Annotated in this window: 22 protein-coding genes; 10 read left to right on the forward strand and 12 right to left on the reverse strand. The window is 71.4% G+C overall.

Going from position 1 to position 23876, the window contains the following annotated elements; genetic code table 11:
* Window positions 1–645, reverse strand: coding sequence for a hypothetical protein (locus AC3ANN_RS00195; protein ID WP_488338995.1), 645 nt, complete (start codon window positions 643–645; stop codon window positions 1–3).
* Between the two features lie 126 nt (window positions 646–771).
* Between AC3ANN_RS00195 and AC3ANN_RS00200 the strand changes: the two genes are divergently transcribed.
* On the forward strand, window positions 772–1986 hold the full coding sequence (locus AC3ANN_RS00200) for a glycosyltransferase (protein ID WP_488338996.1): 1215 nt from the start codon (window positions 772–774) through the stop codon (window positions 1984–1986).
* A gap of 5 nt (window positions 1987–1991) precedes the next feature.
* Window positions 1992–3227 carry a glycosyltransferase gene (locus AC3ANN_RS00205; protein ID WP_488338997.1) on the forward strand — a complete coding sequence of 412 codons (1236 nt, stop codon included), beginning with the start codon at window positions 1992–1994 and terminating at the stop codon, window positions 3225–3227.
* On the opposite strand, the gene AC3ANN_RS00210 is transcribed toward AC3ANN_RS00205, so the two are convergent.
* A complete protein-coding gene (locus tag AC3ANN_RS00210; RefSeq protein WP_488338998.1) occupies window positions 3228–3728 on the reverse strand; it encodes a hypothetical protein in 501 nt (166 codons plus the stop codon). It lies immediately after the preceding gene.
* Between the two features lie 228 nt (window positions 3729–3956).
* Here AC3ANN_RS00210 and AC3ANN_RS00215 point away from each other — a divergent pair, with 228 nt between their 5' ends.
* A complete protein-coding gene (locus AC3ANN_RS00215; RefSeq protein ID WP_488338999.1) occupies window positions 3957–4982 on the forward strand; it encodes a GlxA family transcriptional regulator in 1026 nt (341 codons plus the stop codon).
* Between the two features lie 39 nt (window positions 4983–5021).
* Here the strand turns inward: AC3ANN_RS00215 and AC3ANN_RS00220 are convergent, their stop codons facing one another.
* Window positions 5022–5426: a DUF7144 family membrane protein gene (locus tag AC3ANN_RS00220; RefSeq protein ID WP_488339000.1), complete on the reverse strand. Its 405-nt coding sequence runs from the start codon at window positions 5424–5426 to the stop codon at window positions 5022–5024.
* 190 nt (window positions 5427–5616) lie between these two features.
* Here AC3ANN_RS00220 and AC3ANN_RS00225 point away from each other — a divergent pair, with 190 nt between their 5' ends.
* On the forward strand, window positions 5617–7284 hold the full coding sequence (locus tag AC3ANN_RS00225) for a SulP family inorganic anion transporter (RefSeq protein WP_488339001.1): 1668 nt from the start codon (window positions 5617–5619) through the stop codon (window positions 7282–7284).
* A gap of 4 nt (window positions 7285–7288) precedes the next feature.
* On the opposite strand, the gene AC3ANN_RS00230 is transcribed toward AC3ANN_RS00225, so the two are convergent.
* Entirely contained in the window at window positions 7289–7501 is a 213-nt protein-coding gene (locus AC3ANN_RS00230) for a dodecin family protein (protein ID WP_488339002.1), read from the reverse strand.
* A 143-nt stretch (window positions 7502–7644) separates the two neighbouring features.
* Here AC3ANN_RS00230 and AC3ANN_RS00235 point away from each other — a divergent pair, with 143 nt between their 5' ends.
* The 3 genes from AC3ANN_RS00235 (at window position 7645) to AC3ANN_RS00245 (ending at window position 12658) form a co-directional block, all read left to right on the forward strand.
* Window positions 7645–9867, forward strand: coding sequence for an ATP-dependent Clp protease ATP-binding subunit (locus AC3ANN_RS00235; protein WP_488339003.1), 2223 nt, complete (start codon window positions 7645–7647; stop codon window positions 9865–9867).
* 206 nt (window positions 9868–10073) lie between these two features.
* On the forward strand, window positions 10074–10916 hold the full coding sequence (locus tag AC3ANN_RS00240; protein ID WP_488339004.1) for a UbiA family prenyltransferase: 843 nt from the start codon (window positions 10074–10076) through the stop codon (window positions 10914–10916).
* Window positions 10917–11011: 95 nt separating this feature from the next.
* The gene (locus tag AC3ANN_RS00245) at window positions 11012–12658 is read left to right on the forward strand and encodes a glycoside hydrolase family 10-like protein (RefSeq protein ID WP_488339005.1); all 1647 of its coding nucleotides are present in this window, start codon (window positions 11012–11014) and stop codon (window positions 12656–12658) included.
* Window positions 12659–12681: 23 nt separating this feature from the next.
* Here the strand turns inward: AC3ANN_RS00245 and AC3ANN_RS00250 are convergent, their stop codons facing one another.
* The 4 genes from AC3ANN_RS00250 to AC3ANN_RS00265 all read right to left on the reverse strand — a co-directional run bounded on the left by AC3ANN_RS00250 (window position 12682) and on the right by AC3ANN_RS00265 (window position 17423).
* On the reverse strand, window positions 12682–13830 hold the full coding sequence (locus tag AC3ANN_RS00250; protein ID WP_488339006.1) for an FAD-dependent oxidoreductase: 1149 nt from the start codon (window positions 13828–13830) through the stop codon (window positions 12682–12684).
* Window positions 13831–13961: 131 nt separating this feature from the next.
* Window positions 13962–14666 carry a methyltransferase domain-containing protein gene (locus AC3ANN_RS00255; protein ID WP_488339007.1) on the reverse strand — a complete coding sequence of 235 codons (705 nt, stop codon included), beginning with the start codon at window positions 14664–14666 and terminating at the stop codon, window positions 13962–13964.
* A 10-nt stretch (window positions 14667–14676) separates the two neighbouring features.
* Entirely contained in the window at window positions 14677–15831 is a 1155-nt protein-coding gene (locus AC3ANN_RS00260; RefSeq protein WP_488339008.1) for a type III polyketide synthase, read from the reverse strand.
* A 176-nt stretch (window positions 15832–16007) separates the two neighbouring features.
* Window positions 16008–17423: an MFS transporter gene (locus AC3ANN_RS00265; protein WP_488339009.1), complete on the reverse strand. Its 1416-nt coding sequence runs from the start codon at window positions 17421–17423 to the stop codon at window positions 16008–16010.
* Between the two features lie 57 nt (window positions 17424–17480).
* On the opposite strand from AC3ANN_RS00265, the gene AC3ANN_RS00270 reads away from it, so the two are divergent.
* Both AC3ANN_RS00270 and rraA read left to right on the forward strand, forming a co-directional pair.
* Window positions 17481–18041, forward strand: coding sequence for an ArsR family transcriptional regulator (locus AC3ANN_RS00270; RefSeq protein ID WP_488339010.1), 561 nt, complete (start codon window positions 17481–17483; stop codon window positions 18039–18041).
* 93 nt (window positions 18042–18134) lie between these two features.
* Complete coding sequence (gene rraA, locus AC3ANN_RS00275; RefSeq protein ID WP_488339011.1) at window positions 18135–18602, forward strand: ribonuclease E activity regulator RraA; 468 nt, start codon at window positions 18135–18137, stop codon at window positions 18600–18602.
* A 19-nt stretch (window positions 18603–18621) separates the two neighbouring features.
* Here the strand turns inward: rraA and AC3ANN_RS00280 are convergent, their stop codons facing one another.
* The 3 genes from AC3ANN_RS00280 to AC3ANN_RS00290 form a co-directional block, all read right to left on the reverse strand.
* Window positions 18622–19992: a glucose-6-phosphate dehydrogenase gene (locus AC3ANN_RS00280; RefSeq protein WP_488339012.1), complete on the reverse strand. Its 1371-nt coding sequence runs from the start codon at window positions 19990–19992 to the stop codon at window positions 18622–18624.
* Window positions 19993–20085: 93 nt separating this feature from the next.
* On the reverse strand, window positions 20086–21189 hold the full coding sequence (locus tag AC3ANN_RS00285; protein WP_488339013.1) for an ABC transporter permease: 1104 nt from the start codon (window positions 21187–21189) through the stop codon (window positions 20086–20088).
* Window positions 21186–22070: an ABC transporter ATP-binding protein gene (locus AC3ANN_RS00290; RefSeq protein WP_488339014.1), complete on the reverse strand. Its 885-nt coding sequence runs from the start codon at window positions 22068–22070 to the stop codon at window positions 21186–21188. Before AC3ANN_RS00290 ends, AC3ANN_RS00285 begins: the two co-directional genes overlap by 4 nt.
* A 224-nt stretch (window positions 22071–22294) precedes the next feature.
* Between AC3ANN_RS00290 and AC3ANN_RS00295 the strand changes: the two genes are divergently transcribed.
* On the forward strand, window positions 22295–22870 hold the full coding sequence (locus AC3ANN_RS00295) for an NADPH-dependent FMN reductase (RefSeq protein WP_488339015.1): 576 nt from the start codon (window positions 22295–22297) through the stop codon (window positions 22868–22870).
* 271 nt (window positions 22871–23141) lie between these two features.
* Here the strand turns inward: AC3ANN_RS00295 and AC3ANN_RS00300 are convergent, their stop codons facing one another.
* Window positions 23142–23849 (reverse strand): response regulator, encoded by a 708-nt coding sequence (locus AC3ANN_RS00300; RefSeq protein ID WP_488340881.1) that lies wholly within the window; start codon window positions 23847–23849, stop codon window positions 23142–23144.
* Between the last annotated feature and the right edge of the window lie 27 nt (window positions 23850–23876).

The raw sequence follows: 23876 nt of genomic DNA on the forward strand, positions 1-23876 counted from the left end.
TCAGCCGCGCGGCTCGATGCGGAGCACGTCGGGCGATTCGCCGACGGCGAGATCGTCGACGACCCGCACGGTGCGCGCGAGGCCGTCGACCGCGCCGATGACGGTGCCGAAGCGTTCCCGATCGGAGCACACCGCGGTCACCGTCACGAAGTGCGTGCCCGTGTCCCACGTGTAGGTGGCGAACGGGGGCGTGCGCGGGTCGGGCGGGAGCGCCAGCTCGAGCTTCTCGCCGACGCCCAGGTGCGGATTGCGGAACGTCTCGGTGTCGTCGTATTCCATCGGCATCATCGCCCGGGCGGCGCGGAGGTCGTTCGTCGCCTGCTGGATCTGCGCCATCACGACGACGAGCTCGGCATCCGCCTTCCAGACCCACACGAGCACGCGGCCGGCCGCCTTGCGCATCAGGAACGGCGCGGCCTGGCTCATCGCCCACGCCGCGAACCCGCTCCCCGGACGCGCGCCGCCCGGCGAGCCCGCAGCCGCGCCGGGGCCGATCGCCGGGGCACTCGGATCGCCGAGCGCGGCGCCGGCCTGCGACAGCAGCATCCGGATCGCCGCCTTGCGATGGCGACGCCCACGGAAGCCGAGGGATTCGGTCACCGGCACCCACAGGTTGGGATCCGCATCGGCCTGGAGTCGGGGCATGCCTCCAGGGTACGTGGCGCGCCCCTGTGCGTTCCCGGGACGCGGGAACCCGCTCGGGTACAGTGGTTGCGCGCGTCAACCAACCCCGACCGACGCCCGCCCGCCGCACAGACAGGCCCTCATCCCGTGACCGATCCTGCGACGCCCGCCGACACCGCCGACGCCGCTCACCCGCGTCCGCTCACCATCCTCATCGGTGCCGACACCTTCCTCCCCCATGTCAACGGCGCCGCGCGCTTCGCCGAGCGACTCGCCGCCGGCCTCGTCTCGCGCGGCCACACCGTCCATGTGATGGCCCCGAGCGCCGGCCACCGCAACCACGGCACCTTCACCGAGACGATCGAGGGCCAGCCGATGACGATGCACCGGCTGCCGTCGTGGCGCTGGTATCCGCACGACTGGCTCACGTTCGTGCTGCCCTGGATGTCGAAGCACTACGCGCGCCGCGTGCTCGACGAGGTGAAGCCCGATGTCGTGCACATCCAGTCCCACATCGTGATCGGGCGCGGTCTCGCGCGCGAGGCGCGCAAGCGCGGCATCCCGATCGTCGCGACCAACCACGTGATGGCCGAGAACATCCTCGACTTCACCACGCTCCCCGACTCCCTCAACAAGGTGGCGGTCAAGATCGCCTGGGCCGATGCGAAGCGCACCTTCGACCTGACCCGCGCGGTCACGACGCCGACGCGCCGGGCCGCGGACTTCCTCGAGTCGACGATCGACATCCGCGGCGTCATCCCCGTCAGCTGCGGCATCGACGCGAGCAACTACACCGCCGACCTCACGCCCCGCGACGCCCACCGGCTCGTCTTCGTCGGCCGGCTCACGACCGAGAAGCAGATCGACGTGATCCTGCGCGCGATCGCCCAGCTCGACCCGGCGCTGGACGTGCACTTCGACGTCATCGGCAACGGCGACCAGCGTCGCAACCTCGAGCAGCTGACCGCGGAGCTCGGGCTGTCGGACCGCGTCCAATTCCACGGTCACACCACCGACGAGGAGCTGCGGAGCTTCCTGTCGCGCGCGAGCCTGTTCGTCATCGCGTCGATCGCCGAGCTGCAGTCGATCGCCACGATGGAAGCCATGGCCTCCGGCCTGCCGATCGTCGCCGCCGACGCGGTCGCGCTGCCGCATCTCGTGCACGACGGCGAGAACGGCTACCTCTTCCGCCCCGGCGACGTCGACGATCTGACCGCGAAGCTCACCACCGTGCTGACCCAGTCCCCCGAGGAGCGTCTGCGCATGCAGCGCGCCTCGCTCGAGGGCGTCAAGGTGCACGACATGCGCCGCACCCTCGACACGTTCGAGGCGCTGTACCGCGACGAGCCGTTGCCCGAGTAGCGCCCGTGCACGTCGTGATGTTCGGCGACCAGCACGCCGAGACGCTCGGCGGGGCGCAGGTCTCGATGCGACTGCAGCGGCGATTCCTCGAGAAGGCCGGCCACACCGTGACCATAGTGGCACCGGCCGTGCACGGGCAGCGGGGGCGCTCGATCGCGCCCGACGAGGCCTACCTCGACATCCCGTCGATCCCGATCACGCCCGACCGCGAGTACTCGATGTCGTGGCCCGGCCGGAGGACCGATCGATGGGTGGATGCCGCGCTCGCGGCGCGCCCGCCGGTCGACGTCGTGCACGTGCAGGCCGACTTCTGGGGTGCGTTCATCGGGCACCGCTTCGCTGCGCGGCAGGGACTCCCCGTCGTGCACACGATGCACAACCGCGTCGACGTGGGGATCGAGGCGACCGCGCCGTTCCCGAGGCTCGTGCTGCGGGTGCTGAACGCGTGGCGGCGGCGGGCGGTGCGTTCCGCGGCGCCGGGATCGGACGGCTGGGCGTACCTGCGCGGGCTCGCGTCCGGGGCATCCGCCGTCACGGCCCCATCGGCCCACTTCGCCCGGCGTCTCGAGCAGCACGGCGTCGTGCCGGGGGTGGTGCCGCCCGGCGCGACGGCGCCGGCCGGGGTCGACGTGATCTGGAACGGCATCGACGACGACCTCCTCGACGAGGTGCTCGCCGAACTCGCCCACCCCGATGCGAAACGGCGGCCGAGGTTCGTGTGGCTCGGCCGGATGAGCCCCGAGAAAAGGCTGCTGCCGTTCCTGGAGGCGCTCGCCGTGTCGGGTGTCGACGCAGACGTCGAGGTGATCGGGGGCGGCGGACAGCTGCGCGCCGCCCGCAAGGCCATCGACAGGCTCCGGCCGCGGGCGACGGTCGTGTTCGCAGGACGGATGCCGTACGCCCAGACACTGCGCAGGATCGCGGACGCCGACGCCGTCGTGCAGACCTCGATCGGGTTCGAGACGCAGGGGATGACGATCTTCGAGGCTGCGTCGCTCGGCACGCCGTCCATCGTGAGCGATCCCGATCTCGGCGCAGAGCTCGGGACGGGATTCTGGCCCGTCTGCGACGGCGTCACCCCGGACCCGTCGGTCGCTGCGCTCGCTGACGCGCTGCGCGCGGCGGCATCCGACATCGCCGCCGGCACGCCGCGTGTTCCCGACCCCGCGATCCGCGAGCGCTTCCGACAGTCGTCCCGGACGGCCGCGATGATCGAGGTCTACGAGCGCGTCACCGCGTGATCAGGCCAGCACCTGCACGAGTGCGCCGTAGAAGACCCCGCCGAGCACGGCCCACAGCGCGGTGACACCGATGCCGAGGCCGATCCCCGCGGCGCCCTTGGCGCGTCCGCGCAGCGCGAGCCCGATGCCGCCGCACGCGATCGCCGCCAGCGCGAGCGCGCCCTGCACGAGCGCGAAGGCGCCGAGGATCGCGCCGATGGCGGCGTAGTCGCCGGTGCGCATCATCGACGCCTGGACCACGAGCGACAGGCTCGAGGTGAGCAGGACGATGACGCCGAGGACCAGCGCGACGATGCCGAGCGCGTTGCGGGCTGGGCGCGTGACCGGGGCGGGCGCCCCGCCGTACCCCGCCGCCCCCGAGGGCGCGATCCCCGGGGGGACCGCTCCGTACGGCGCGGAGGGCTGCGGTGCGGCGAGGTGCGCCGCCGGCCGAGGGTCCGCCTGCCCGGCGGCGGGGCCGGGCTCGGGGGACGGCCAGGGCGTGTTCGAGGGAGTCGTCACGCCGCGAGTCTAGGGGCGTGACTCGGCATCAGGGGAGGCGCGTGCGATCGACCGGAGTCCGCCGGTAGCCGTCGCTGCGGAGGTTGACGATCGTCGAGGCGATCGCCACTGCGGAAAGGGCTGAGAAGAGAATCACCATCAACATGGCAGAAACGCTACGCTTGTGCTGCAACTGCCACGAGTGGCAGAATAGCCATGTCTCGTAGGAAAACTGCCAGGAGGTTCCTCGTGAAGACCGTCGCCTGCATCGTGATGGACGGGTTCGCGCCCTTCGAGTTCGGCGTGGCCTGCGAGGCGTTCGGCATCGACCGTGCCTCGGACGGCGTGCCGAACTTCGACTTCCGCGTCGTGACCGCCGACCCCGGGGTCGTGCAGTCCAAGCTGGGATTCTCGATCAACGTCGACAACGACCTGTCGTTCGCCTACGAGGCGGATCTCGTGGTGGTGTGCCCGACCCCGCGCGAGTACTGGCAGAACACCGACCCGCGCGTGCTCGACGCCGTGCGGGCGGCTGTGGCCCGCGAGGCCTGGGTGCTGAGCGTGTGCAGCGGGTCGTTCATCCTCGCTGCGGCGGGCGTGCTCGACGGCCGCCGTGCCACGACGCACTGGATGTACGCGCCCATCATGATGGCGATGTACCCGCAGATCGACGTCGACCCCGACGTGCTCTACGTGCAGGACGGCCGCATCATCACGAGCGCCGGCACCGCGGCCGGCCTCGACGCGTGCCTGCACCTGCTGCGACAGGAGCTCGGCGCCGAGCTGACCAACAAGATCGCGCGCCGCATGGTCGTCCCGCCGCAGCGCGACGGCGGCCAGGCCCAGTTCATCGACAAGCCGCTCCCCGCGACGACGTCGCTCTCGCTCGCCCCGGTCACCGACTGGATGCTCGACAACCTGCGCCTCGATCTCACGGTCGACCAGCTCGCGGCCAAGGCCCACATGTCGCCGCGCACGTTCGCCCGCCGCTTCAAGGCCGACTATGGCGCGACGCCGGCGGCGTGGCTCGCGCGGCAGCGGATCATCCACGCCCAGCGGCTGCTGGAGAAGACCGACCTCGGCCTCGATCGCATCGCGTATGAGAGCGGCTTCGGATCGGCCGCGGTGCTGCGGCAGAACTTCGCGCGCGTGCTGGGCACGACGCCCACCGCCTACCGCGCGCGCTTCTGCTGCGCGGACGAAGAGCGTGAAATGACGACGGATGCCTCGGCCTCCGCCGAAGTGGGAGCCGAGGCATCCGTTCTCGTCGCTTGACGGGCCCGCGTCAGGCCGTGCCCGTCAGAGCAGCGGGGTTCAGCGCGCCTTGAGCTCGCGACCGTGGACCGTGAGCGCGTAGATCACGAGGATGTCGAGCGCGAGGACCGTGAGCGAGAGCCAGGGCTGAGCGGCGATCAGGGTGAGCTGAGCGATCGCGTTCAGCGCGACCAGGATCACCGCGATGACGCGTGCCCACGTCGCACCGCCCCACAGTGCGAAGCCGACCAGGAGGATCAGCGCGCCGAGGATCAGGTGGAACCAGCCCCACGCCTCTATGTCGAGCGAGAACAGGCCCGCTTCGCCGAGGAAGTACGCGGTGTCGGGCCCGATGAGCGCCTGGAGTCCGTGGAAGATGTTGATGATCCCGGAGATGATGAGCAGGACGGCGGCGAACACGCCCCATCCCACCCAGCCGGTGACGGTGGTGTCGTTGTCGGTCATGGAGGATCCCTTTCAGGTTGGCGGAGTCGCTGCGCCCCGGGCAGGGCGCCGGTGCGGTACTCCGCGTAGCTCGATTCTGGGAGAAACCTGAGTGCCGCCGCGTCACGCAAGTCGCGTGAAATCCTGCGGGGGAGTCGTGTGCGCGGGCGCGTGGCGGGCGTCGGGAGGCGGCGCTCGCTAGCGTGGGCGCGTGAGTCTCGATCCGCGAACGTGGTTCTCGCGCAAGACGCTGCGCCGCGATCTCGTGGCGGGCGTCACGCTGGGCGTGGAGAGCGTGCCCGATGGACTCGCGCAGGGCCTCCTCGCCGGGGTCAACCCGCTCGCGGGGCTCTACGGCCACCTCTTCGGAATGGTCGGAGCCGCACTGTTCACCAGCAGCGCGCTCATGACGGTTCAGGTCACGGGCGCGATGGCGCTCATCGTCGCCGACGCCGACCTGCAGACCCGTGCCGACCCCGATCGCGCGCTGTACACGCTGGCAGTGCTCAGCGGAGTGCTGCTGGTGGTGCTCGGGCTTCTGGGCGGTGGACGGCTCGTGAGGTTCGTGCCCACCGCGGTGATGACCGGCTTCGTCACGGCGGTCGGGGTGAACATCGTGCTCGGGCAGCTGTCGAACCTCACCGGCTACGCGTCCGGCGGCGTGAACCGCATCGCCAAGACGCTCGACCTCGCGGCACACGTCCTGGAGTGGAACGTGCCGTCGCTCGTGGTGGGCGCCATCACGATCCTCATCATCGTGCTGCTGCAGCACACCCGGGTGGGCGCTCTCAGCCTCGTCGTGGCGGTGATCGTCGGCTCGCTCTGCGCGGTGCTGCTGAACCTGTGGGTGCCGCAGCCGGTCGTGGTGCTGCACGACCTCGTCGATGTGCCCGGCTCGCTGCCGACACCCGTGCTGCCCAGCCTCGACGACATCCTCTTCGTCTCGATCCCGGCCGTGTCGCTGACCTTCGTGGCGCTCGTTCAGGGAGCCGGCGTCTCGGCGGGGATCGCCTCACGCGACGGCAAGCCCGCCGATGTCTCGCGCGACCTCATCGGGCAGGGAGCCGGGAACATCCTGTCGGGGCTGTTCCGCGGCATGCCGGTGGGCGGGTCGTCATCGGGTTCGTCGCTCGTCATGACCGCCGGTGCGCAGACGCGGCTGGTGTACTTCCTCGCAGCCGGGGTCACGTCGCTCGTGATCCTGTTCGCCTCGGAGCTCGTCGCCTTCATCGCGATGCCTGCTCTCGCCGGCCTTCTGATCGTCGTCGGCGTGACGGCGGTGAAGCCCAGCCGGGTGTACTCCGTGATCAAGAGCGGGCCGCTTCCCACCGTGGTCATGGCGGTGACGTTCGTGCTCATGCTCGTCATCCCTCTCCAGTTCGCGGTGCTGGCCGGCGTCGGGCTCGGGATCATCCTGTTCGTCGCGCAGCAGTCCAACCGTCTCCGCGTGCGCCGAGTCGTCTTCGCACCCGACGGCCGGATGCGCGAGATCGACCCGCCGCACGCCATCCCGCCCCGGGAGATCGTGGTGCTCCAGCCCTATGGCAGCCTCTTCTTCGCAAGCGCTCCGACGTTCGAGCGACAGCTGCCCGCGGTGACCGCCGAGTCGCAGAACTCCGTCGTGATCGTGCGGCTGCGCGGCACCGATGACGTCGGGCTCGCGTTCGTCGAGGTGCTGCGGCGTTACGCGCACGACCTGGCGAAGGTGGGCTCGAGTCTCAAGCTCGTCGTGAGCGAGCCGGTCGTCGTGCGGCAGCTCGAGGCGGGAGGGCTCGCCGCCGACCTCGGCGACGACAACATCTACCGCGGCACCGAATGGGTGGGCGAGGCGCTGCGGCGGGCGTACGACGACGCGCGCGAGGAGCGCAACCGGTCCTGAGCCCTCAGTCGTCGAGGACGAAGGTCACTTCCAGCACGACCTGGAACGACGTGATCGCGCCGTCGTCGCACTCGACCTTCTGCTCCTTGACCCAGGCTCCGCTGACATTGCGGAGGGTCGCATGGGCTCGGGCGATGCCCTCCTTCAGAGCGGCCTCGAAGCTCTCGGGCGACCGGGCGGTGATGGTGGTGACGCGTGCGACCGACGTGCTGCTCATGATGAACTCCCTTGTTCGCGTGGGTCCAGGATCGTCCTGCGCGCACGTGGGATCAACCCCTCCTCTACCGCCGCGGGCGCGGCTTTGCTAAACTTGAGCCAGCACGACTCAAGTTTCGTGAACACAGACTTTCAGGAGAACGAATGAACGCACAACCCATGTCCGGGCAGGAGGACCAGCGCAGCGCGCTCGAGCAGTTCGGCATCAACCTCACCGACCGCGCCCGGCAGGGCAAGCTCGACCCCGTCATCGGGCGCGACAGCGAGATCCGGCGCGTCAGCCAAGTGCTGACCCGCCGCACCAAGAACAACCCCGTGCTCATCGGCGAGCCCGGCGTCGGCAAGACCGCCGTCGTCGAGGGCCTCGCGCAGCGCATCGTCGCCGGCGACGTCGCCGAGTCGCTGAAAGACAAGGAGCTCGTCACCCTCGACATCTCGGCGCTCGTCGCGGGCGCGATGTACCGCGGCCAGTTCGAGGAGCGCCTCAAGAGCGTGCTCAAGGAGATCACCGAGTCCGACGGGCGCATCATCACGTTCATCGACGAGCTGCACGTGCTCATGGGCGCGGGCGGCGGCGAGGGCTCGGTCGCGGCGTCCAACATGCTGAAGCCGATGCTGGCCCGCGGCGAGCTGCGCATGATCGGCGCCACCACGCTCAACGAGTACCGCGAGTTCATCGAGAAGGACGCGGCGCTCGAGCGCCGCTTCCAGCAGGTCTACGTCGGCGAGCCGAACGTCGAGGACACCGTCGCGATCCTGCGTGGCCTGAAGGGCCGGTACGAGGCGCATCACGGCGTGACGATCACCGACGGTGCGCTCGTCGCCGCGGCATCCATGAGCAACCGCTACATCCCCAGCCGCCAGCTGCCCGACAAGGCGATCGACCTCATCGACGAGGCGATGAGCCGCCTGAAGATGGAGATCGACTCGAGCCCCGTCGAGATCGACCAGCTCCGCCGCCAGGTCGACCGCATGCGGCTCGAGGAGCTCGCCCTGAAGAAGGAGAAGGACGACGCCTCGAAGGAGCGCCTGGCGAAGCTGCGCGAGCAGATGCGCACGGCCGAGTCGGAGCTGAAGCAGCTGGAGGCCCGGTGGGAGCGGGAGCGGGCAGGCCTCAACCGCGTCGGCGACCTCAAGAAGCGGCTGGATGCGGCGATCACCGAGCGTGATCAGGCGCTGCGCGCGGCCGACTACGCGAAGGCGTCGCGCCTCGAATACGAGACGATCAAGCAGCTGCAGGCCGAGCTCGACGCGGCGGAGAGCGCAGAGGCCGACCCGTCCGAGGAGCGCATGGTCAACGAGCAGGTGACCGACGAGGACATCGCGGCCGTCATCGCGGCCTGGACCGGCATCCCGGTGGGGCGCCTCCTCCAGGGCGAGACCGAGAAGCTGCTGCACCTCGAGGCCGAGCTCGGCAAGCGCATCATCGGGCAGAAGGATGCCGTCAAGGCGGTGTCCGACGCGGTCCGCCGCTCGCGCGCCGGCATCAGCGACCCCAACCGGCCGACAGGCTCGTTCCTGTTCCTCGGCCCGACCGGCGTCGGCAAGACCGAGCTCGCGAAGGCGCTCGCCGAGTTCCTCTTCGATGACGAGCACGCCATGGTGCGCATCGACATGTCGGAGTACGGCGAGAAGCACTCCGTATCGCGCCTGGTCGGCGCCCCTCCCGGATACATCGGCTACGAGCAGGGCGGTCAGCTGACCGAGGCCGTGCGGCGCCGGCCGTACAGCGTCGTGCTGCTCGACGAGGTCGAGAAGGCGCACCCTGAGGTGTTCGACGTGCTGCTGCAGGTCATGGATGACGGGCGCCTCACCGACGGCCAGGGCCGCACGGTGGACTTCAAGAACGTCATCCTGATCCTGACGTCGAACCTGGGCTCGCCGATCCTGATCGACCCGACGCTCTCGTTCGAGCAGAAGCGGGAGCAGGTGCAGGGTCTGGTCCGGCAGGCGTTCAAGCCCGAGTTCGTGAACCGGCTCGATGACATCGTCGTGTTCCAGGCGCTCACCGAGGACGATCTCGCCCAGATCGTGGAGCTCGCCGTGGATGCGCTCCAGCGACGGCTGCACGACCGGCGCCTGACCCTCGCGGTGACGCCCGACGCGAGGGCGTGGCTCGCCGAGCGCGGCTACGACCCGGTGTTCGGCGCCCGGCCGTTGCGACGGCTCATCCAGTCCGAGATCCAGGACCGCCTCGCGATGGCGCTGCTCTCGGGCGGCGTGCGCGACGGCGACGTCGTGCGGGTGGATGTCGCGGCCGACAGCTCGCAGCTCGTGCTGACGAGCGACGGCCCGGCGGCCGCGCCCGGCACCGACACCGACTCCGACGAGGACGAGGTCATCGAGGCCGAGCTGCTCGACGACTGAGGCGGCCGCCGCCGCTCCGTCCATCCCGCACGCGAAAACACCAGTCCGCGGCAAGACACGCCGGACCGCGGCATCCGTTACCGGCGTGTCGCCGTCACCGACTGGTGTCTTCGCAGCGGAGAGGGGCGAGTGGAGAGGGGCCGGTGAAGACGCGTGGCGGGGACTACGGGGGCGGCGGGCGGGGCGGAGGCGTGAGAGCATCGAGCGTGCGTACCGTCCGCGCCCTGTGGGGCTCGTCGCATCCGGGACCGACCCTCGTGGTCACGGCGCTCGCGCTCGCCCTCGGCGTCGCGACCGGGCTCGAGCCGTGGCGGCTGGTGCTGTTGACGGTCGCGGTGTTCGCCGGGCAGCTGTCGATCGGCATCTCGAACGATGCCCTCGACGCTCCGCGGGATCGCGCCGTGGGGCGCGCCGACAAGCCCGTCGCGCGCGGCGACGTGTCGGTGCGCGCGGCGTGGGTCGCGGCATCCGTCGCCCTCGCCGTGGCGCTGGCGCTGTCGGCTCCGCTCGGATGGCGCATGCTGGCGGCCCACGCCCTGACGCTCGGCTCGGCGTGGGCGTACAACGCGGGGCTGAAGTCGACCGCGTGGTCGATCGTGCCGTTCGTGGTGAGCTTCGGCACGTTCCCGTCCCTCGCGACGCTCTCCGCGCCGGTCCCGGCCTTCGCCGCGGGGTGGGCGTGGATCGCGGGCGCCGCGCTCGGGGCGGCCGTGCACCTGACGAACGTCCTGCCCGACCTCTCCGATGACGCGAGCACCGGTGTCCGCGGACTGCCGCACCGGCTCGGCCCGCGGGTATCGGCGGTCGTCGCCGCGCTCGCCGTCGTCGCGGGAGCCGTCGCGGTGCTCCTCGGAGCTGCGGGCGGGGATCTCGCCGCGGTCGCACCGGTGTCATGGGTGTTCTTCGCGGCCGTCGTGCTCGTCGCCGGCGCGACCGCGTGGCTCGCGGCGACGCGGTCGCCCTCACGCACGCTCTTCCGGCTGGTGATGCTCGCCGCGCTGCTGCTCGCGGCGCAGCTGGTCGCGTCGGGCAGCGCGCTCGCGGGGTGACGGAGGCATAGGCCGATCCGGCTCGGAACTAACTCTTCACAGATCGGCGCGAGTCTGGAAGTATCTTCCAAACGGAACGACCAGGAGGATCGACGATGCCCCTCGAACGCACACCACACGTCACGCCGCTCGAATCGCGCTCAGCCGGCATCGGCCGGCGCGGCTTCCTGACGCTCGCCGTCGCGGGAGCGGCAGCGTCCGCCTTCACCGTCACGATCGGCACGCTCAGCCCGACGCCCGCGTTCGGCTCGACCGCGGCCGCCACGGGGGACTCCGCCGTCGCACCCCGCAAGCGGGAGCTGCGGGCCATGTGGATCTCGTCCGTCGTGAACATCGACTGGCCCTCGCGCACGGGACTCTCCGCGGGCGACCAGCAGGCCGAGTTCCTCCACTGGCTCGACGTCGCCGAGCAGTTCAACCTGAACGCCGTGTTCGTGCAGGTGCGGCCGACCGCGGACGCGTTCTGGCCGAGCCCGCTCGAGCCGTGGTCGCAGTACCTCACCGGCGTGCAGGGCCAGGACCCGGGCTACGACCCGCTCGCCTTCATCGTCGACCAGGCGCATCGCCGCAACCTCGAGCTGCACGCCTGGTACAACCCGTACCGGGTCTCGATGGGCGCCGACCCGTCGAAGCTCGTGCCCGAGCACCCGGCCCGCGTGCACCCCGAGTGGATCTGGGCGTACGGCGGCAAGCTCTACTTCGATCCCGGACTGCCCGAGGTGCAGGAGCACATCCAGCAGGCGATCCTGCACTCCGTCGAGCACTACGACCTCGACGGCGTGCACTTCGACGACTACTTCTATCCGTACCCGGTCGCAGGGCAGACGATTCCGGATGCCGCGACCTACGCCGCGCACGGTGCGGGGTTCGCGAACATCGCCGACTGGCGGCGTCACAACGTGAACACGTTCGTGCACTCAGTCTCGCAGCGCATCAAGGCGCTGAAGCCGTGGGTGAAGTTCGGCATCAGCCCCTTCGGCATCTGGCGCAACCGGACGACCGACCCCCTCGGGTCGGAGACGGGCGGCTCGCAGTCGTACGACATGCAGTTCGCCGACACCCGCAAATGGGTGCTCGAGGGCTGGCTCGACTACATCAACCCGCAGATCTACTGGCAGTTCGGGCTCGCCGTCGCCGACTACGCGAAGCTCGTGCCGTGGTGGGCCGACGTCGCCGCGGCATCGGGCACGCACCTCTACATCGGCGAGGCGCTCTACAAGGTGACCTCGCGCGTCTTCACGGATCCGGCCGAGCTCTCGAAGCACCTGACGTTCGACCGCGAGATCGATGCGACCCGCGCCCCCGTGCACGGCAACGTGTACTTCTCGGCCAAGCACGTGCCCGCCGACCCGCAGGGATCGATGTCGCTCGTGCGCGCCGACCACTACTCGCACCCCGCGATCGTGCCGGCGATGCCGTGGCTTCCGGCGAGCCCCGTCCGCACGCCCGTGCTCGCCAACGCCGTGCACGGCGCCGGCGGAGTGACCGTGAAGTGGTCGGATGCCGCACCGCCGACTTCGCGGGCGACCTCGTTCGCGGTCTACCGGGTCGACGGCCACGCGAACGCGATCGACATCGACGACGCCGCGAACCTCGTGGCCACCCGGCGCGCAGAGCCGGGCGTGGTGCAGCGCTTCGTCGATGCGACGGCCGAGCCCGGCGCGACGTACACGTACGCCGTGACCGCCCTCGACCGGGTGTGGAACGAGACCGCGCCGAGCGGGGTGCGCGTCACCGAGTAGCGGCCCAGCGGCGCGGCCGGGGCTCAGGCGTCGGCGTCGGCGTCGAAGCCCATCGCGTAGGCGTGGGCGAAGAGGCGGTCGGCGGGCGGAGCGAGCATCGCCCGCACCGTCGCGCGCCGTGCCCGGTCGAGCGCGGCCGGCAACGGCCGGCCGAGCGCGGTGTTGGCCCAGGCCAGGCGCGCCGCGGCTGTCGCCGAGCGCACGCGCCTTTCCTCCCAGCGTCGCAGGTCGGCTTCGGGCGCCTCGTCGCTGCGGATCCATGCGGCCAGGAGGGGCGCGAGCGTGACGGCGTCGAGCAGGCCGAGGTTCATGCCCTGCCCGCCGATGGGACTCACCTCGTGCGCGGCGTCGCCGATCGCGAGCACCCGGCCGTTGCGCAGGCGCGGCGCGACGAACCGGCGCACGCCGAAAGCCGTCGCCTGCTCGACGGCGTCGGCGGCCGCCGTCTCGCCCCGGCGCTCGAGCGCCGCCCGCAGCCGGCGTGCGCGTGCCGCGGGATCGGGGTCGGCGCCGGGATCGTCCCACGCGACGAACCGCCGTGCGCCGCCCGGCAGCGGGAACGACTCGAGCACCCCGTCGGGGTCGAGGTGCACGATCGCCACCTCGGGCTCGGCGCGGGCGCCGGCCGCGGCATCCGTCATCAGATACCGGTCGCGATACTCACGCGGGCGCGCCGCTGCGGGCCGGTACACCAGGCCACGCCCTCCCGCACCCGCCGCGACCACGACGATGCGGCTCTCGAGCTCGATCGGCCGTCCGCCGACGCCTGCGCGCACGCGCACGCCGTGCGGGCCCGGCAGCACCGTCATCACGTTCACGCCGCGGCGCGGCTCGGGCGCGTCTGCGGCGAGCACCGCCTCGGTCGCCGACTGCGGCAGCGTCGCGACGAACGGGAACCTCGTCGCCACCCGGTCGAACCGCACGACCCCGAGCAGACGCCCGCGGCTGCGCGCCTCGCCGCGGCCCACGCGCACCGCGTCCGCGAGCAGCCGCTCGGTCACACCCGACGCCTCGAGCGCCGCGAGCACCGGAGCATGCACGCCGATCGCGCGTGTGCCCTCGCCGGCGCCGGGTCGCCGTTCGAGCACCTCGACGTCGATCCCGCGCCGCGTCAGCTCCCCCGCGAGCAGCATCCCGACCGGCCCCGCTCCGACCACGGTGACGTCAGCCACGATCGCCCCCCGCCGCCCGTGGTTCGGGTGGCGCGTTGTGTCGCATCGGAGGTGCGGATGCGGCGTGTCGTGACACCTGAGCGAGGCCGAGGCGCCGGATGCTGCGCCCCGCAGCCGAGGGACCGTCGAGGTCAGCCATGGCCGCGGCCCTCCGCGAGCAGACGGAACGGCACGGGGACCGACACGGTCCACACGCCGGGCACGTCGCGCTCGAGCGTCTCGGCGAGCTCGGCGCGCGTGTAGCTTCGGCGGATCGAGCGCAGACCGTCGGTGCGCAGGAACGTCCCCGGGGCGAGCGGCGTGATGCCGACGGCGTAGAGCCCGTAGGCCACACGGCTGCGGGCGATGTCGCTGTGCAGCACCATGCCGCGCGACAGGGCGGTGGATGCCGCCACGAATCCCGGCAGCTCGGCCCCGAGATGATGCAGCACGTGGTTCGACAGCACCACGTCGAACAGGTCGCCCGCGGCGACGAGGGTCGCGGCATCCGTGCACCGGAACGTCACCTCGGCCGGACGCGGACGCTCGAGTGCGGCCCGATGCGAGCGCTCGTCGGGATCCGCGCCGGTCCACGAGACCTCCAGGCCGTCGCGCCGCGCCGCTTGGGCGAGGCGCACGACGATGTCGCCGCCGCCCGAGCCGAGGTCGAGCACCCGCGCCGGGCGTGACAGCGACGCCAGGTAGGGGCCCAGTGTCGACCGGTAGACGGCGCCCCACCCCGCGACGAGCCGGTTCACGGTGTCGAAGCGGCGGAGCGTCGCGCGCAGGCGTGCGGGGTCGCAGCGCGGGTCGTCCATCAGCTCGGTGAGAGCCTCGTCGCGCGCGGCCAGCGTCATCGCGCTCCCGTCACGCCGGGACCGCCACGGCGGCCGCCGCGGCCGCCGCCGAATGCCGCGGTGCCGGTGCGCGCTTGGTGAGCATCGCCGACTCGACCGTCAGGCCCGGGCCGAACGCGAGTCCGGCGACGCGGGCCCCGTCGGCCACGGAGTCGTCGCGCAGCAGGTCGCGCAGGATGAACAGGATGGTGACGCTCGACATGTTGCCGTAGTCCCGCAGCACGGCGCGCGACGCGGCGAGGGCTCGCGGGTCGAGCGCCAGTCCCGTCTCGACCCGGTCGAGCACGCTGCGGCCGCCCGGGTGGACCGCCCACACGTCGGGCGGCCGGTCGTCGCCGACGAACCGGTCGACCGCACCGCGGATCTCGCGCCCGATGATGCGGGGCACCTCCGCCGACAGCACCATCTCGAAGCCGTGGTCGCCGATGGTCCACACCATGTCGCTCTCGCCCTCGTCGGTGAGCGCGGTGCCGAACCGGTCGAGCTCGAGCCCGCCCGGTCGGCCGACGTCCGCGGAGGTCACGACCGCGGCGGCCGCGCCGTCGGCGAAGACGGATGCCGCGACGATTTGCTGCGGGTCGTCCGAGGCGCGCACGTGCAGCGAGCACAGCTCTGTGCAGACGACGAGCACGACGGCGTCCGGCTGCGAGTGCGCGAGCCGTGCCGCGAGGCGGAGGGCCGGAAGCGCGGCGGCGCAGCCGATGAAGCCGAGGTGGTAGCGCTCGACGGTGGTCGGCAGGCCGATGTCGCGCACGAGCCGGTAGTCGGGCCCGGGCGCGAAGAAGCCCGTGCACGAGACGGTCACGACATGGGTGACGACGGATGCCTCGATTCCGGCATCCGTCAGTGCCCGCGTCGCCGCCTCCGCCGTCAGCGCCGGCGCGAGGCGGGTGTAGAGGTCGTTGCGCATGCCCGTGGTCGGTGACAGCAGCACCCCGGCGCTGTCGAGGAAGCGGCGGCCGGCGTCGTCGGGCGCGGCCGCCTCCCCGAGCTCGGCGAGCACGGTGTGCCGCTGCTCGATCGCCGACGCACCGAAGGCGGCATGGATGCGACGACGCGCGAGCCGGTCGAGGCCGGGCTGGTCGGCGAACAGATCGCGCACGTGGTCCTGCGGGATCCGCGTTGCGGGAACTGCGGTGCCGATCGACACGATGCGGGCCGTCATGGAGCCACCTAAGCACGGAGAGGCGGCGCGGCGGCAGAGGTTGCGCGATGTCTCCCGGCGGGTTATCGGTTTCGCGCGCGCTGCGTCGAGGGAGACGCCAGCCTCGGCCCGCACCCTGCGCGGCGGGCCGAGGCTGGGCCCGCGCGCCCGGAGGGGGCGTGGGGATCGCGGTCTGATCAGCTCGACTCGGGTTCGTGCTCGGCGTGCACGTCGGGCAGCTCCCGCAGTCTCCAGAACGGGCCGATGACGACGAAGAGGCACGCCAGCAGCTCGCCGGTCGCCGCGAGCCACAGCGTCGGGACGGTGCCGATCCACGTGCCGAGCGCACCGGCGAGCAGGGCGCCGATCGGCATGACGCCCCACACCACGAAGCGGATCGAGGCGTTCATGCGGCCGAGGAGGCGCGGCGGCGTGATGCGCTGGCGGAAGGTCACCTGCGTGACGTTGTACAGCAGGATCGTGAAGCTCATCACGAAGAACTGGATGACGAGCAGCGGGAAGGCCAGGGCCGGCACGAGCGAGATCGCCGGCAGGAAGAAGGGCGCCAGCGAGAACGCGATGGCGCTGACCGGGATGGCGCGCGCCTCGCCGAGGCGCTTGACGATGTGAGGGGTCGCGATCGCGCCGAGCAGGCCCCCCACGGCTGACAGCGAGAACACCACGCCGAGCATCTGCGGCGTGAGCCCGAGCTCGCGCAGCGCGAAGATCGGCAGCAGGGTCGTGGCGATCGTGCCGAAGAAGTTCGCCACGCCGGTGGTGCCGACGATGCGCCGCAGCAGCGGGTTGCCGAACACCCAGCGCAGGCCCTCGCCGATCTCGTGGACGAGCGGCTTGTGCTCCTCGGGCGCACGCAGCGTCTCGTGGTCGCGCGTGAACAGCAGCGCGATGAACGAAGCGACGTAGGTGCCGACCGTGATGAGGATCGCGAGCGGCGCCGCCAGCACGCCGACGAGCCATCCGCCGAAGGCGGGGCCGGCCAGACCCGCCAGCTGCTCGGTGGACTGCAGCTTTCCGTTCGCCTCCGCGATCTGGTTCGTGCGGACGAGCGAGGGGATGAGGCTCTGGTTGGACACGTCGAAGAACACCGTCGCGACGCCCATCACGAGGGCGACGAGGATCATGTGCCAGATCTCGAGCACGCCCAGGAGGGCCAGCACGGGCAGCGTGGAGAGCGCGACGGCCCGCACGGCGTCGGCCCAGATCATGACGTGGCGCTTGCGCATGCGGTCGATCCACGCACCCGCGGGGAGCCCGACGACGAGGAACGCCGCGACCTGCGCCGCGTTCAGGAGCCCGACCTCCCACTCCGTCGCGTTGAGGATGAGCACTGCGAGCACGGGGAGCGCGAGCTCCGTGATCTGGGCGCCGAACTGGCTGAGCGCCTGGCCGCCCCACATCGTGAGGAAGTTGCCGTCGCGCCACAGCGAGCCCTTCGGCGCGGGCGTGGCGGCGGCGGCCGCGGCATCCTGATCCGACTCGACGGCGTCATCGGCGCTCGCGCGGGAGGTGAGGGTGGAGGCCTCGGCACGGGCCTCGGCGACGGCTTCGTCGATCGCGGAGTCGAGCCCGCCCGGCTCGTCTGATTGGGACATGTCAATCAGTGTGCGACACCGATTGAGAACTGTCAATCACTCTTGTACGCTAGCCCCATGGCGGACGATCGCGAAGAGCGCATCGAGCTGCGGCGCGGCGATCCCGAGGCCGAGGCGCGCATGCGCGCGCTGAGTTCGCCGCTGCGGCTGCGCGTGCTGCGACTGTGCGCGTTCGAGTCGCGCACGAACAAGGAGCTGGCCGGGCTCCTCGGCGTCAACCCCGGCACGATGCTGCACCACGTGCGCACGCTCGTGCAGACGGGGTACCTCGCCGCCGAGCCCGAGCGCAGCGGTGCGCAGGGCGCCAGGGAGGTGCCGTACCGTGCGACCGGCCTGTCGTGGCGCACCTCGATGCCGGGCGGGTCGTACGTGCTCGTCGAGACGTTCCTGCAGCAGATCGAGGGCGTCGCCGACGAGGACCTCGACGCGACGTGGCTCGGGCTCAAGCTCAACGGCGAGCACAAGAGCGAGTTCCAGCACCGCCTCTACGCGCTGGTGAACGAGTTCAAGGAGCGCGGGCCCGACCCCGACGGCGACACGTACTCGTTCTTCAGCGCCCTCCACCCCGACGACAACCCGCCGGCGCGGGCGCCCGCGGACGTCGAGAAAACAGGCTGAAGCGGCCCACACGTCTTCCCCGCAGCGGAAACCGGCGGATTCTTCCTGCATTCTCAACGCCGCGCCGCGCCGCCAGGCGCCTAGCGTGGGCCCATGGGCACTTCGACAGCCGACCTCTACGACGAACGCGGCGACGGGCTCGACTCGCTCGCGTTGCAGCTACACGACGTCGGCGGGCGGATCGCGTTCGACGGACCGATCCGCACGGTCCGCTGCCATCGCGACAACGCGCTGGTGAAGTCCGTGCTCGCGACGCCGGGCGAGGGCGCCGTGCTGGTGATCGACGGCGGCGGATCGCTCGAATCGGCCCTCGTCGGCGACCTGATCGCGGCCTCGGCCGTCGCGAACGGCTGGGCGGGCCTCATCGTGCACGGAGCCGTCCGCGACACGGCGGTGATCGCGACCCTCCCGCTGGGGGTCAAGGCGCTCGGATCGAATCCGCGCAAGAGCGCCAAGGAAGGCATCGGCGAGGTCGATGTGCCCGTCACGATCGCCGGCGTCGCCTTCGTGCCCGGTCGGCACGTGTGGGCGGACGCCGACGGCGTGCTCGTGGAGCGCTGAGCCGGCCGTCGCCGGTCGCTCAGGGCAGCTTCGGCCATTCCTCCGGGCCGAGCGAGCCGGCCGGGTACTCCTCGAGCGGCACGCTGCCCGCCCGCCACGCGGCCAGCACCGGGTCGACGATGCGCCACGACTCCTCGGCGGCGTCGCCGCGCACCGCGAGCGTCGCGTCGGCGTCGAGGATGCCCGACAGCACCTCGCCGTAGGCCTTGAGCGCACCCGCGCCGAGGTCGGCCTCGAGGAGCGCGCGCTCCAGCTCGAACGGGTCCTCGCCGCCGTTGACGTTGAGCTCGAGGTCCATGCGGTCGGGGCCGAGCGAGAAGCGCAGCACCGACCCGGGTGCGTCGCCCTTGAGGCCCTCGGGCACGTGGTTGACGGGCCGGAAGGTGACGACCACCTCGCCGTCCTTGCCGGCGAGCGCCTTGCCGGATCGCAGCGTGAACGGCACGCCCTCCCACCGCTCGTTGCGCACCTCGCACGTGAGCTCGGCGAGCGTCTCGGTGCCCCGGGCCGCATCGACACCGGGCTCGTCGACGTACGACGGCAGCCTCCGGTCGCCCACGACGCCCTCGATGTACCGCGCTCGCCGAGAAGCTCTCGCCGGGTCGTCGCCCCACACGTGCGTCGCCCGCAGCACCGCGGCCGTGGCATCCCGCAGATCCCGCTCGTGCAGCGTCGACGGCGGCTCCATCGCGAGGATCGCCATCACCTGCAGCAGATGGCTCTGGATCATGTCGGCGAGGGCACCGGCACGGTCGTAGTAGCCCGCGCGTCCCTCGAGTCCGAGCGTCTCGTCGTATCGGACCACGACCGACTCGATGTGCTGAGCCGACCACACCGGCGCGAAGATGCGGTTCGCGAAGCGGACGCCCAGCAGGTTCAGCGTCGTCGATCGACCGAGGAAGTGGTCGATGCGGAAGATCTGCTCCTCGGGCACGAGCCGCGCCAGGGTCGCGTTGAGCGCGCGTGCGCTGGCCTGGTCGACGCCGAACGGCTTCTCGAGCGCGAGCACCGTGCCTTCGGGGATGGCGACGTCGGCCAGCGCCGTGCACGCCGCCGCCGCGACGGCGGGCGGCACCGCGAAGTACAGCGCGAGCCGGTCGCCGGAGTCGGCCATCAGCGTCGTGAGGTCACGAGGGTCGGTGATGTCGGCACGCTGGTAGGTCGTCTCGGCGACCGCGTCGAACGCGTCGGCGAAGCCCGCCGAGGTGAACGCCTCGCGCACGACCTCCCGCCAGCGGTCGTCGTCCCAGTCGTCCATGCCGGCGCCACGCAGGCGGATCCGGCGGTGCGGCTCGAGCGTGAGCAGCTGTCCGAGCGCCGGGAGCAGGAGTCGTGAGGTCAGGTCGCCCGTGGCGCCCAGGATCAGAAGCGTGGTCTGCGGCTCCGCCATGCGCCCAAACCTACCCGGCGCCGAGTCGAGGGCGACAGACAAGGATGCCGCGGCCGGCGCAGAGCGCCGGGCCGCGGCATCCGGAATCCCGCGTCAGCGGGCGAGGGCCTCCGCGAGCTTCACGCGGCCGCCCATGCGCAGCAGCGAGTTCTCGTAGATGCGCGCGCCGACGAAGATCGCGGCGACGCACGTGGCGACGAGGATCGCGAGCGACACGAGCGGCTCCCACCACAGCGCCTCGCCCAGGAAGATGCGCATCGGCATGCCGACCGGCGCCGAGAACGGCACGTACGACATCACCGCCAGCACGACGGGGTTGTCGTTGAAGAAGATCACCAGGAAGTACGGCGCCATGATGAGCATCGTGAGCGGCGTCGTGGTCGAGCCGATGTCCTCCATGCGCGACACCATCGACGCCGCCGCCGCGAACAGCGACGCCAGCAGGATGAAACCGAACAGGAAGAACACCGCGAACCACGCGATCGGCGCGCCGAGTCCCTGCAGCAGGGCGGTCTGGTCCGTCACGGTGAGACCCACGATCGCGATCGCGGCGAGGATGAGGATCTGCGCCATCGCGAGGACCGTGTTGCCGATGACCTTGCCCGCCAGCAGCACCCGCACCGGGATCGCCGAGATGAGCAGCTCGACCACGCGGGTCTGCTTCTCCTCGACGACGCTCTGGGCGATCGTGCCGCCGAACATCGACGCGGCGAGCAGGAACACGATGCCGAAGCCCACCGCGGCGATGTAGCCGAGCGCGGGGTTGGTGGCGTCGGGGCTCAGCAGCTCGACCGGCGGCAGCTGCGCGAGCTGCAGCAGCAGCTGCGTCGGTGCGTCCGACTCGGCCACCACGGCGAAGCCGGTGGGCGACGAGGCGTCGCCCACGATCGCCGCGTCGACGTCGCCGTCGGCGACGAGCGCCTCGGCCTCGGCGCGGTCGGCGACATCGGTGATGTCGAGATTGTCGACGCCCGCGACGTACTGCGTCGCGTCGGAGGTCACCGCGACCGGCGTGCCGCTGGCGTTGGAGGCCTGGAACCCGGCCCAGATGACGAGCGCCAGCGCACCGAGGAAGAGGATCGCGGTCGAGATGACGAACGCCTTGCTGCGCAGCTTCGAGCCGATCTCGCGCTCGGCGACGAGCCACACTCCCTGCGCGGCGCTGAGCGACGGGCCGGCGGTCTGGACGGTGCTCACTGGATGACCTCCTTGAAGATCTGGGCGAGGGTGGGATGCTGCGGCGCGAAGCTCGCGACATCGCCCTGCTCGACGGCGCGGCGCAGCACGCGCTGCGCGGTCTCGTCGCTGTCGGCGTCGAACACGGCGTATCCGCCGTCGAAGCTCAGAACCTCGACGCCGGGCTCGGTGCGCAGCCACCCGGCGTCGCCCGCCGAGACGAGCTCGTAGCGGCGCGTGGAGTGCTGGGCGCGCAGCGTGTCGCGCGGACCGGCGGCGCGGATCGTGCCGCCCGCGATGATCACGAGGTCGTCGCACAGCCGCTCGACGACATCGAGCTGGTGCGACGAGAAGAGCACGGCGGCGCCGGCGGCGGCGCGCTGCTGCAGCACGCCGGCGACGACGTCCACCGCGAGCGGGTCGAGCCCCGAGAACGGCTCGTCGAGGATCAGCACCTCCGGGTCGTGCACGAGCGCCGCTGCGATCTGCGCGCGCTGCTGGTTGCCCAGAGACAGCGTCTCGACGTAATCGCCCAGGCGCTCGCCGAGTCCCAGCCGCTCGAGCAGCGCGGTGGCGCGGGTCGCGGCATCCGTCTTCGAGAATCCGTGCAGCCGCGCCAGGTACACGATGTGCTCGAGCACCTTCATCTTGGGGTACAGCCCCCGCTCCTCGGGCATGTAGCCGAAGCGGCGGCGATCGGATGCCGTCACCTCGGCGCCATCGAGCGTCACGGTGCCGGCGTCCCGGGCGAGCACCCCCAGCACGATCCGCATGGTGGTGGTCTTGCCTGCGCCGTTGCCGCCGACGAAGCCGGTGAGCCGGCCCGGTCGGACGTCGAACGACACCTCGTCGAGCGCGCGGCGGCCCGCGTAGCTCTTGGTGATGCCTCGCAGCTGCAGCATCGTGTCTCCTCTGGTCGGAATCGTGAGACCCACGCTACGGACGGCGGCCGCCGCATCCCTCCCCCTGGAGGGGGATTCCCCGCCGGTCCCTCGTACGGGGGAGGAACCCGTGTGACGCGGGTTTGCATTCTCTGGAATAGAACTCGGATACATGTGCTTGCATGGAAGTGGAATGTCCACGGTGGTCCCCGCCGGGGACCGCTTTGTCTTAAGGAGCCTTATCCATGACCGACCGGACCATCGGCTACATCGTCGGCAGCATCTCGTCGACCTCGATCAACCGCCGCCTCGCGAAGGCGCTCGAGCGACTCGCGCCCGAGGGCACGACGCTCGTGGAGATCCCGATCAACGACCTCCCGTTCTACTCGCCCGACTTCGACGCCGACTTCCCGCAGGTCGCGCGTGACTTCAAGAAGGCGATCGAGGACGCCGACGGCGTCATCATCATCACCCCCGAGTACAGCCGCTCGATCCCGGGCGTCCTGAAGAACGCCCTCGACTGGTCCGCGCGCCCGTGGGGCCACGCGTCGTTCAACGGCAAGCCCACCGCCGTCATCGGCACCTCGCAGGGCGGTATCGCGACCGCCGCTGCGCAGCAGCACCTCAAGGCCATCCTCAGCCACTACAACGCCCCGACGCTCGGCCAGCCCGAGGGCTTCGTCCAGACCACGCCCGGCCTGTTCACCGAGACCGGCGAGGTCACCAACGACCAGACCGCCGAGTTCCTGGTCGGCTACCTCGAGGCGTTCGGCGCGCTCGTCGACCGCTACGCGCCCGCGCGCGAGGCCATCGCAGCCTGACCTCCTCCTCCCGCCGGCGGATGCCTCGCTCCTCGCCCCCCCGCGGGCCGGGGTTCGAGGCATCCGTCGTTCCCCCCCCGGTTCTCTTGCGCCCGGCGCTCCTCTGCCGGTGCTCCGCGGTCGGCTTCCGCGGACTACCGCCCCCAGTCCGCACACGTTGTGACTGCGGAGCGAATGGTCCGGGTGCTCCGCAGTCGGTTTGTGCGGGTTGCCGCGGTTCGGTCGCGCACTTCGTGGCCGCGGAGCGAGTGGGGCGCGGCGCAGACGGGGCTCAGGCGAGGCCGTGGCGGTGGGCGTACACGACCGCGGCGACGCGGTCACGGGCGCCGAGCTTCTGCAGGACGTTCGACACGTGGGTCTTCACGGTCGCCTCTCCGATATAGAGGCGCTGTGCGATCTCGGCGTTGCTCATCGCCTGCGCGACGAGCCGCAGCACCTCGGACTCGCGTTCGGTCAGCTCGACGCGGACCGCTTCGCCTCCCGGCGGCTTGAGGGAGCTCTGCTGCTCGCCTCTCGCGAAGTGCTGCCCCGGGCGGCCGTTCGCGATGGGGGAGCGGTCAGGGGTGGAGACAGGGGAGCGGTCGGGATCGCCCGGCACGGCGAAGCGGGCGATCACGCGCCGCGTGACCTCGGGGGCCAGCAGTGCGTCGCCGGCGGCGGCCACGCGCACGGCGTTCACGAGCTCCTCCGGGCCGGCGTTCTTCAGCAGGAACCCGCTCGCGCCCGCGGCGAGGGCCTCGAACAGGTAGTCGTCGCGGTCGAAGGTCGTGACGACGACGACCGCCGCGTCCACCCCGCCGTCGGCGACGATGCGCCGGGTCGCCTCGAGGCCGTCCATGTCGGGCATCTGCACGTCCATGCAGATCACGTCGGGACGGAGAGCGGATGCTGAGGCCACCGCCTCCCTGCCGTCCGACGCCTCGCCGACGACGACGATGTCGCTCGCGGCCTCGAGGATCATGCGGAATCCCGCGCGCATCACCGCGTGGTCGTCGACGAGCAGCAC

The sequence above is a fragment of the Microbacterium sp. STRO-2N genome (assembly GCF_057747775.1).

Excerpts from the sequence above, each read along its gene's own strand:
- AC3ANN_RS00195 (WP_488338995.1), bottom strand. The coding sequence starts at position 645 with ATGCCCCGACTCCAGGCCGATGCGGATCCCAACCTGTGGGTGCCGGTG.
- AC3ANN_RS00220 (WP_488339000.1), bottom strand. The coding sequence starts at position 5,426 with ATGACCGACAACGACACCACCGTCACCGGCTGGGTGGGATGGGGCGTG.
- AC3ANN_RS00230 (WP_488339002.1), bottom strand. The coding sequence starts at position 7,501 with ATGAGCAGCACGTCGGTCGCACGCGTCACCACCATCACCGCCCGGTCG.
- AC3ANN_RS00235 (WP_488339003.1), top strand. The coding sequence starts at position 7,645 with ATGAACGCACAACCCATGTCCGGGCAGGAGGACCAGCGCAGCGCGCTC.
- AC3ANN_RS00245 (WP_488339005.1), top strand. The coding sequence starts at position 11,012 with ATGCCCCTCGAACGCACACCACACGTCACGCCGCTCGAATCGCGCTCA.
- AC3ANN_RS00255 (WP_488339007.1), bottom strand. The coding sequence starts at position 14,666 with ATGACGCTGGCCGCGCGCGACGAGGCTCTCACCGAGCTGATGGACGAC.
- AC3ANN_RS00260 (WP_488339008.1), bottom strand. The coding sequence starts at position 15,831 with ATGACGGCCCGCATCGTGTCGATCGGCACCGCAGTTCCCGCAACGCGG.
- AC3ANN_RS00265 (WP_488339009.1), bottom strand. The coding sequence starts at position 17,423 with ATGTCCCAATCAGACGAGCCGGGCGGGCTCGACTCCGCGATCGACGAA.
- AC3ANN_RS00270 (WP_488339010.1), top strand. The coding sequence starts at position 17,481 with ATGGCGGACGATCGCGAAGAGCGCATCGAGCTGCGGCGCGGCGATCCC.
- rraA (WP_488339011.1), top strand. The coding sequence starts at position 18,135 with ATGGGCACTTCGACAGCCGACCTCTACGACGAACGCGGCGACGGGCTC.
- AC3ANN_RS00280 (WP_488339012.1), bottom strand. The coding sequence starts at position 19,992 with ATGGCGGAGCCGCAGACCACGCTTCTGATCCTGGGCGCCACGGGCGAC.
- AC3ANN_RS00290 (WP_488339014.1), bottom strand. The coding sequence starts at position 22,070 with ATGCTGCAGCTGCGAGGCATCACCAAGAGCTACGCGGGCCGCCGCGCG.
- AC3ANN_RS00295 (WP_488339015.1), top strand. The coding sequence starts at position 22,295 with ATGACCGACCGGACCATCGGCTACATCGTCGGCAGCATCTCGTCGACC.
- AC3ANN_RS00300 (WP_488340881.1), bottom strand. The coding sequence starts at position 23,849 with ATGCGCGCGGGATTCCGCATGATCCTCGAGGCCGCGAGCGACATCGTC.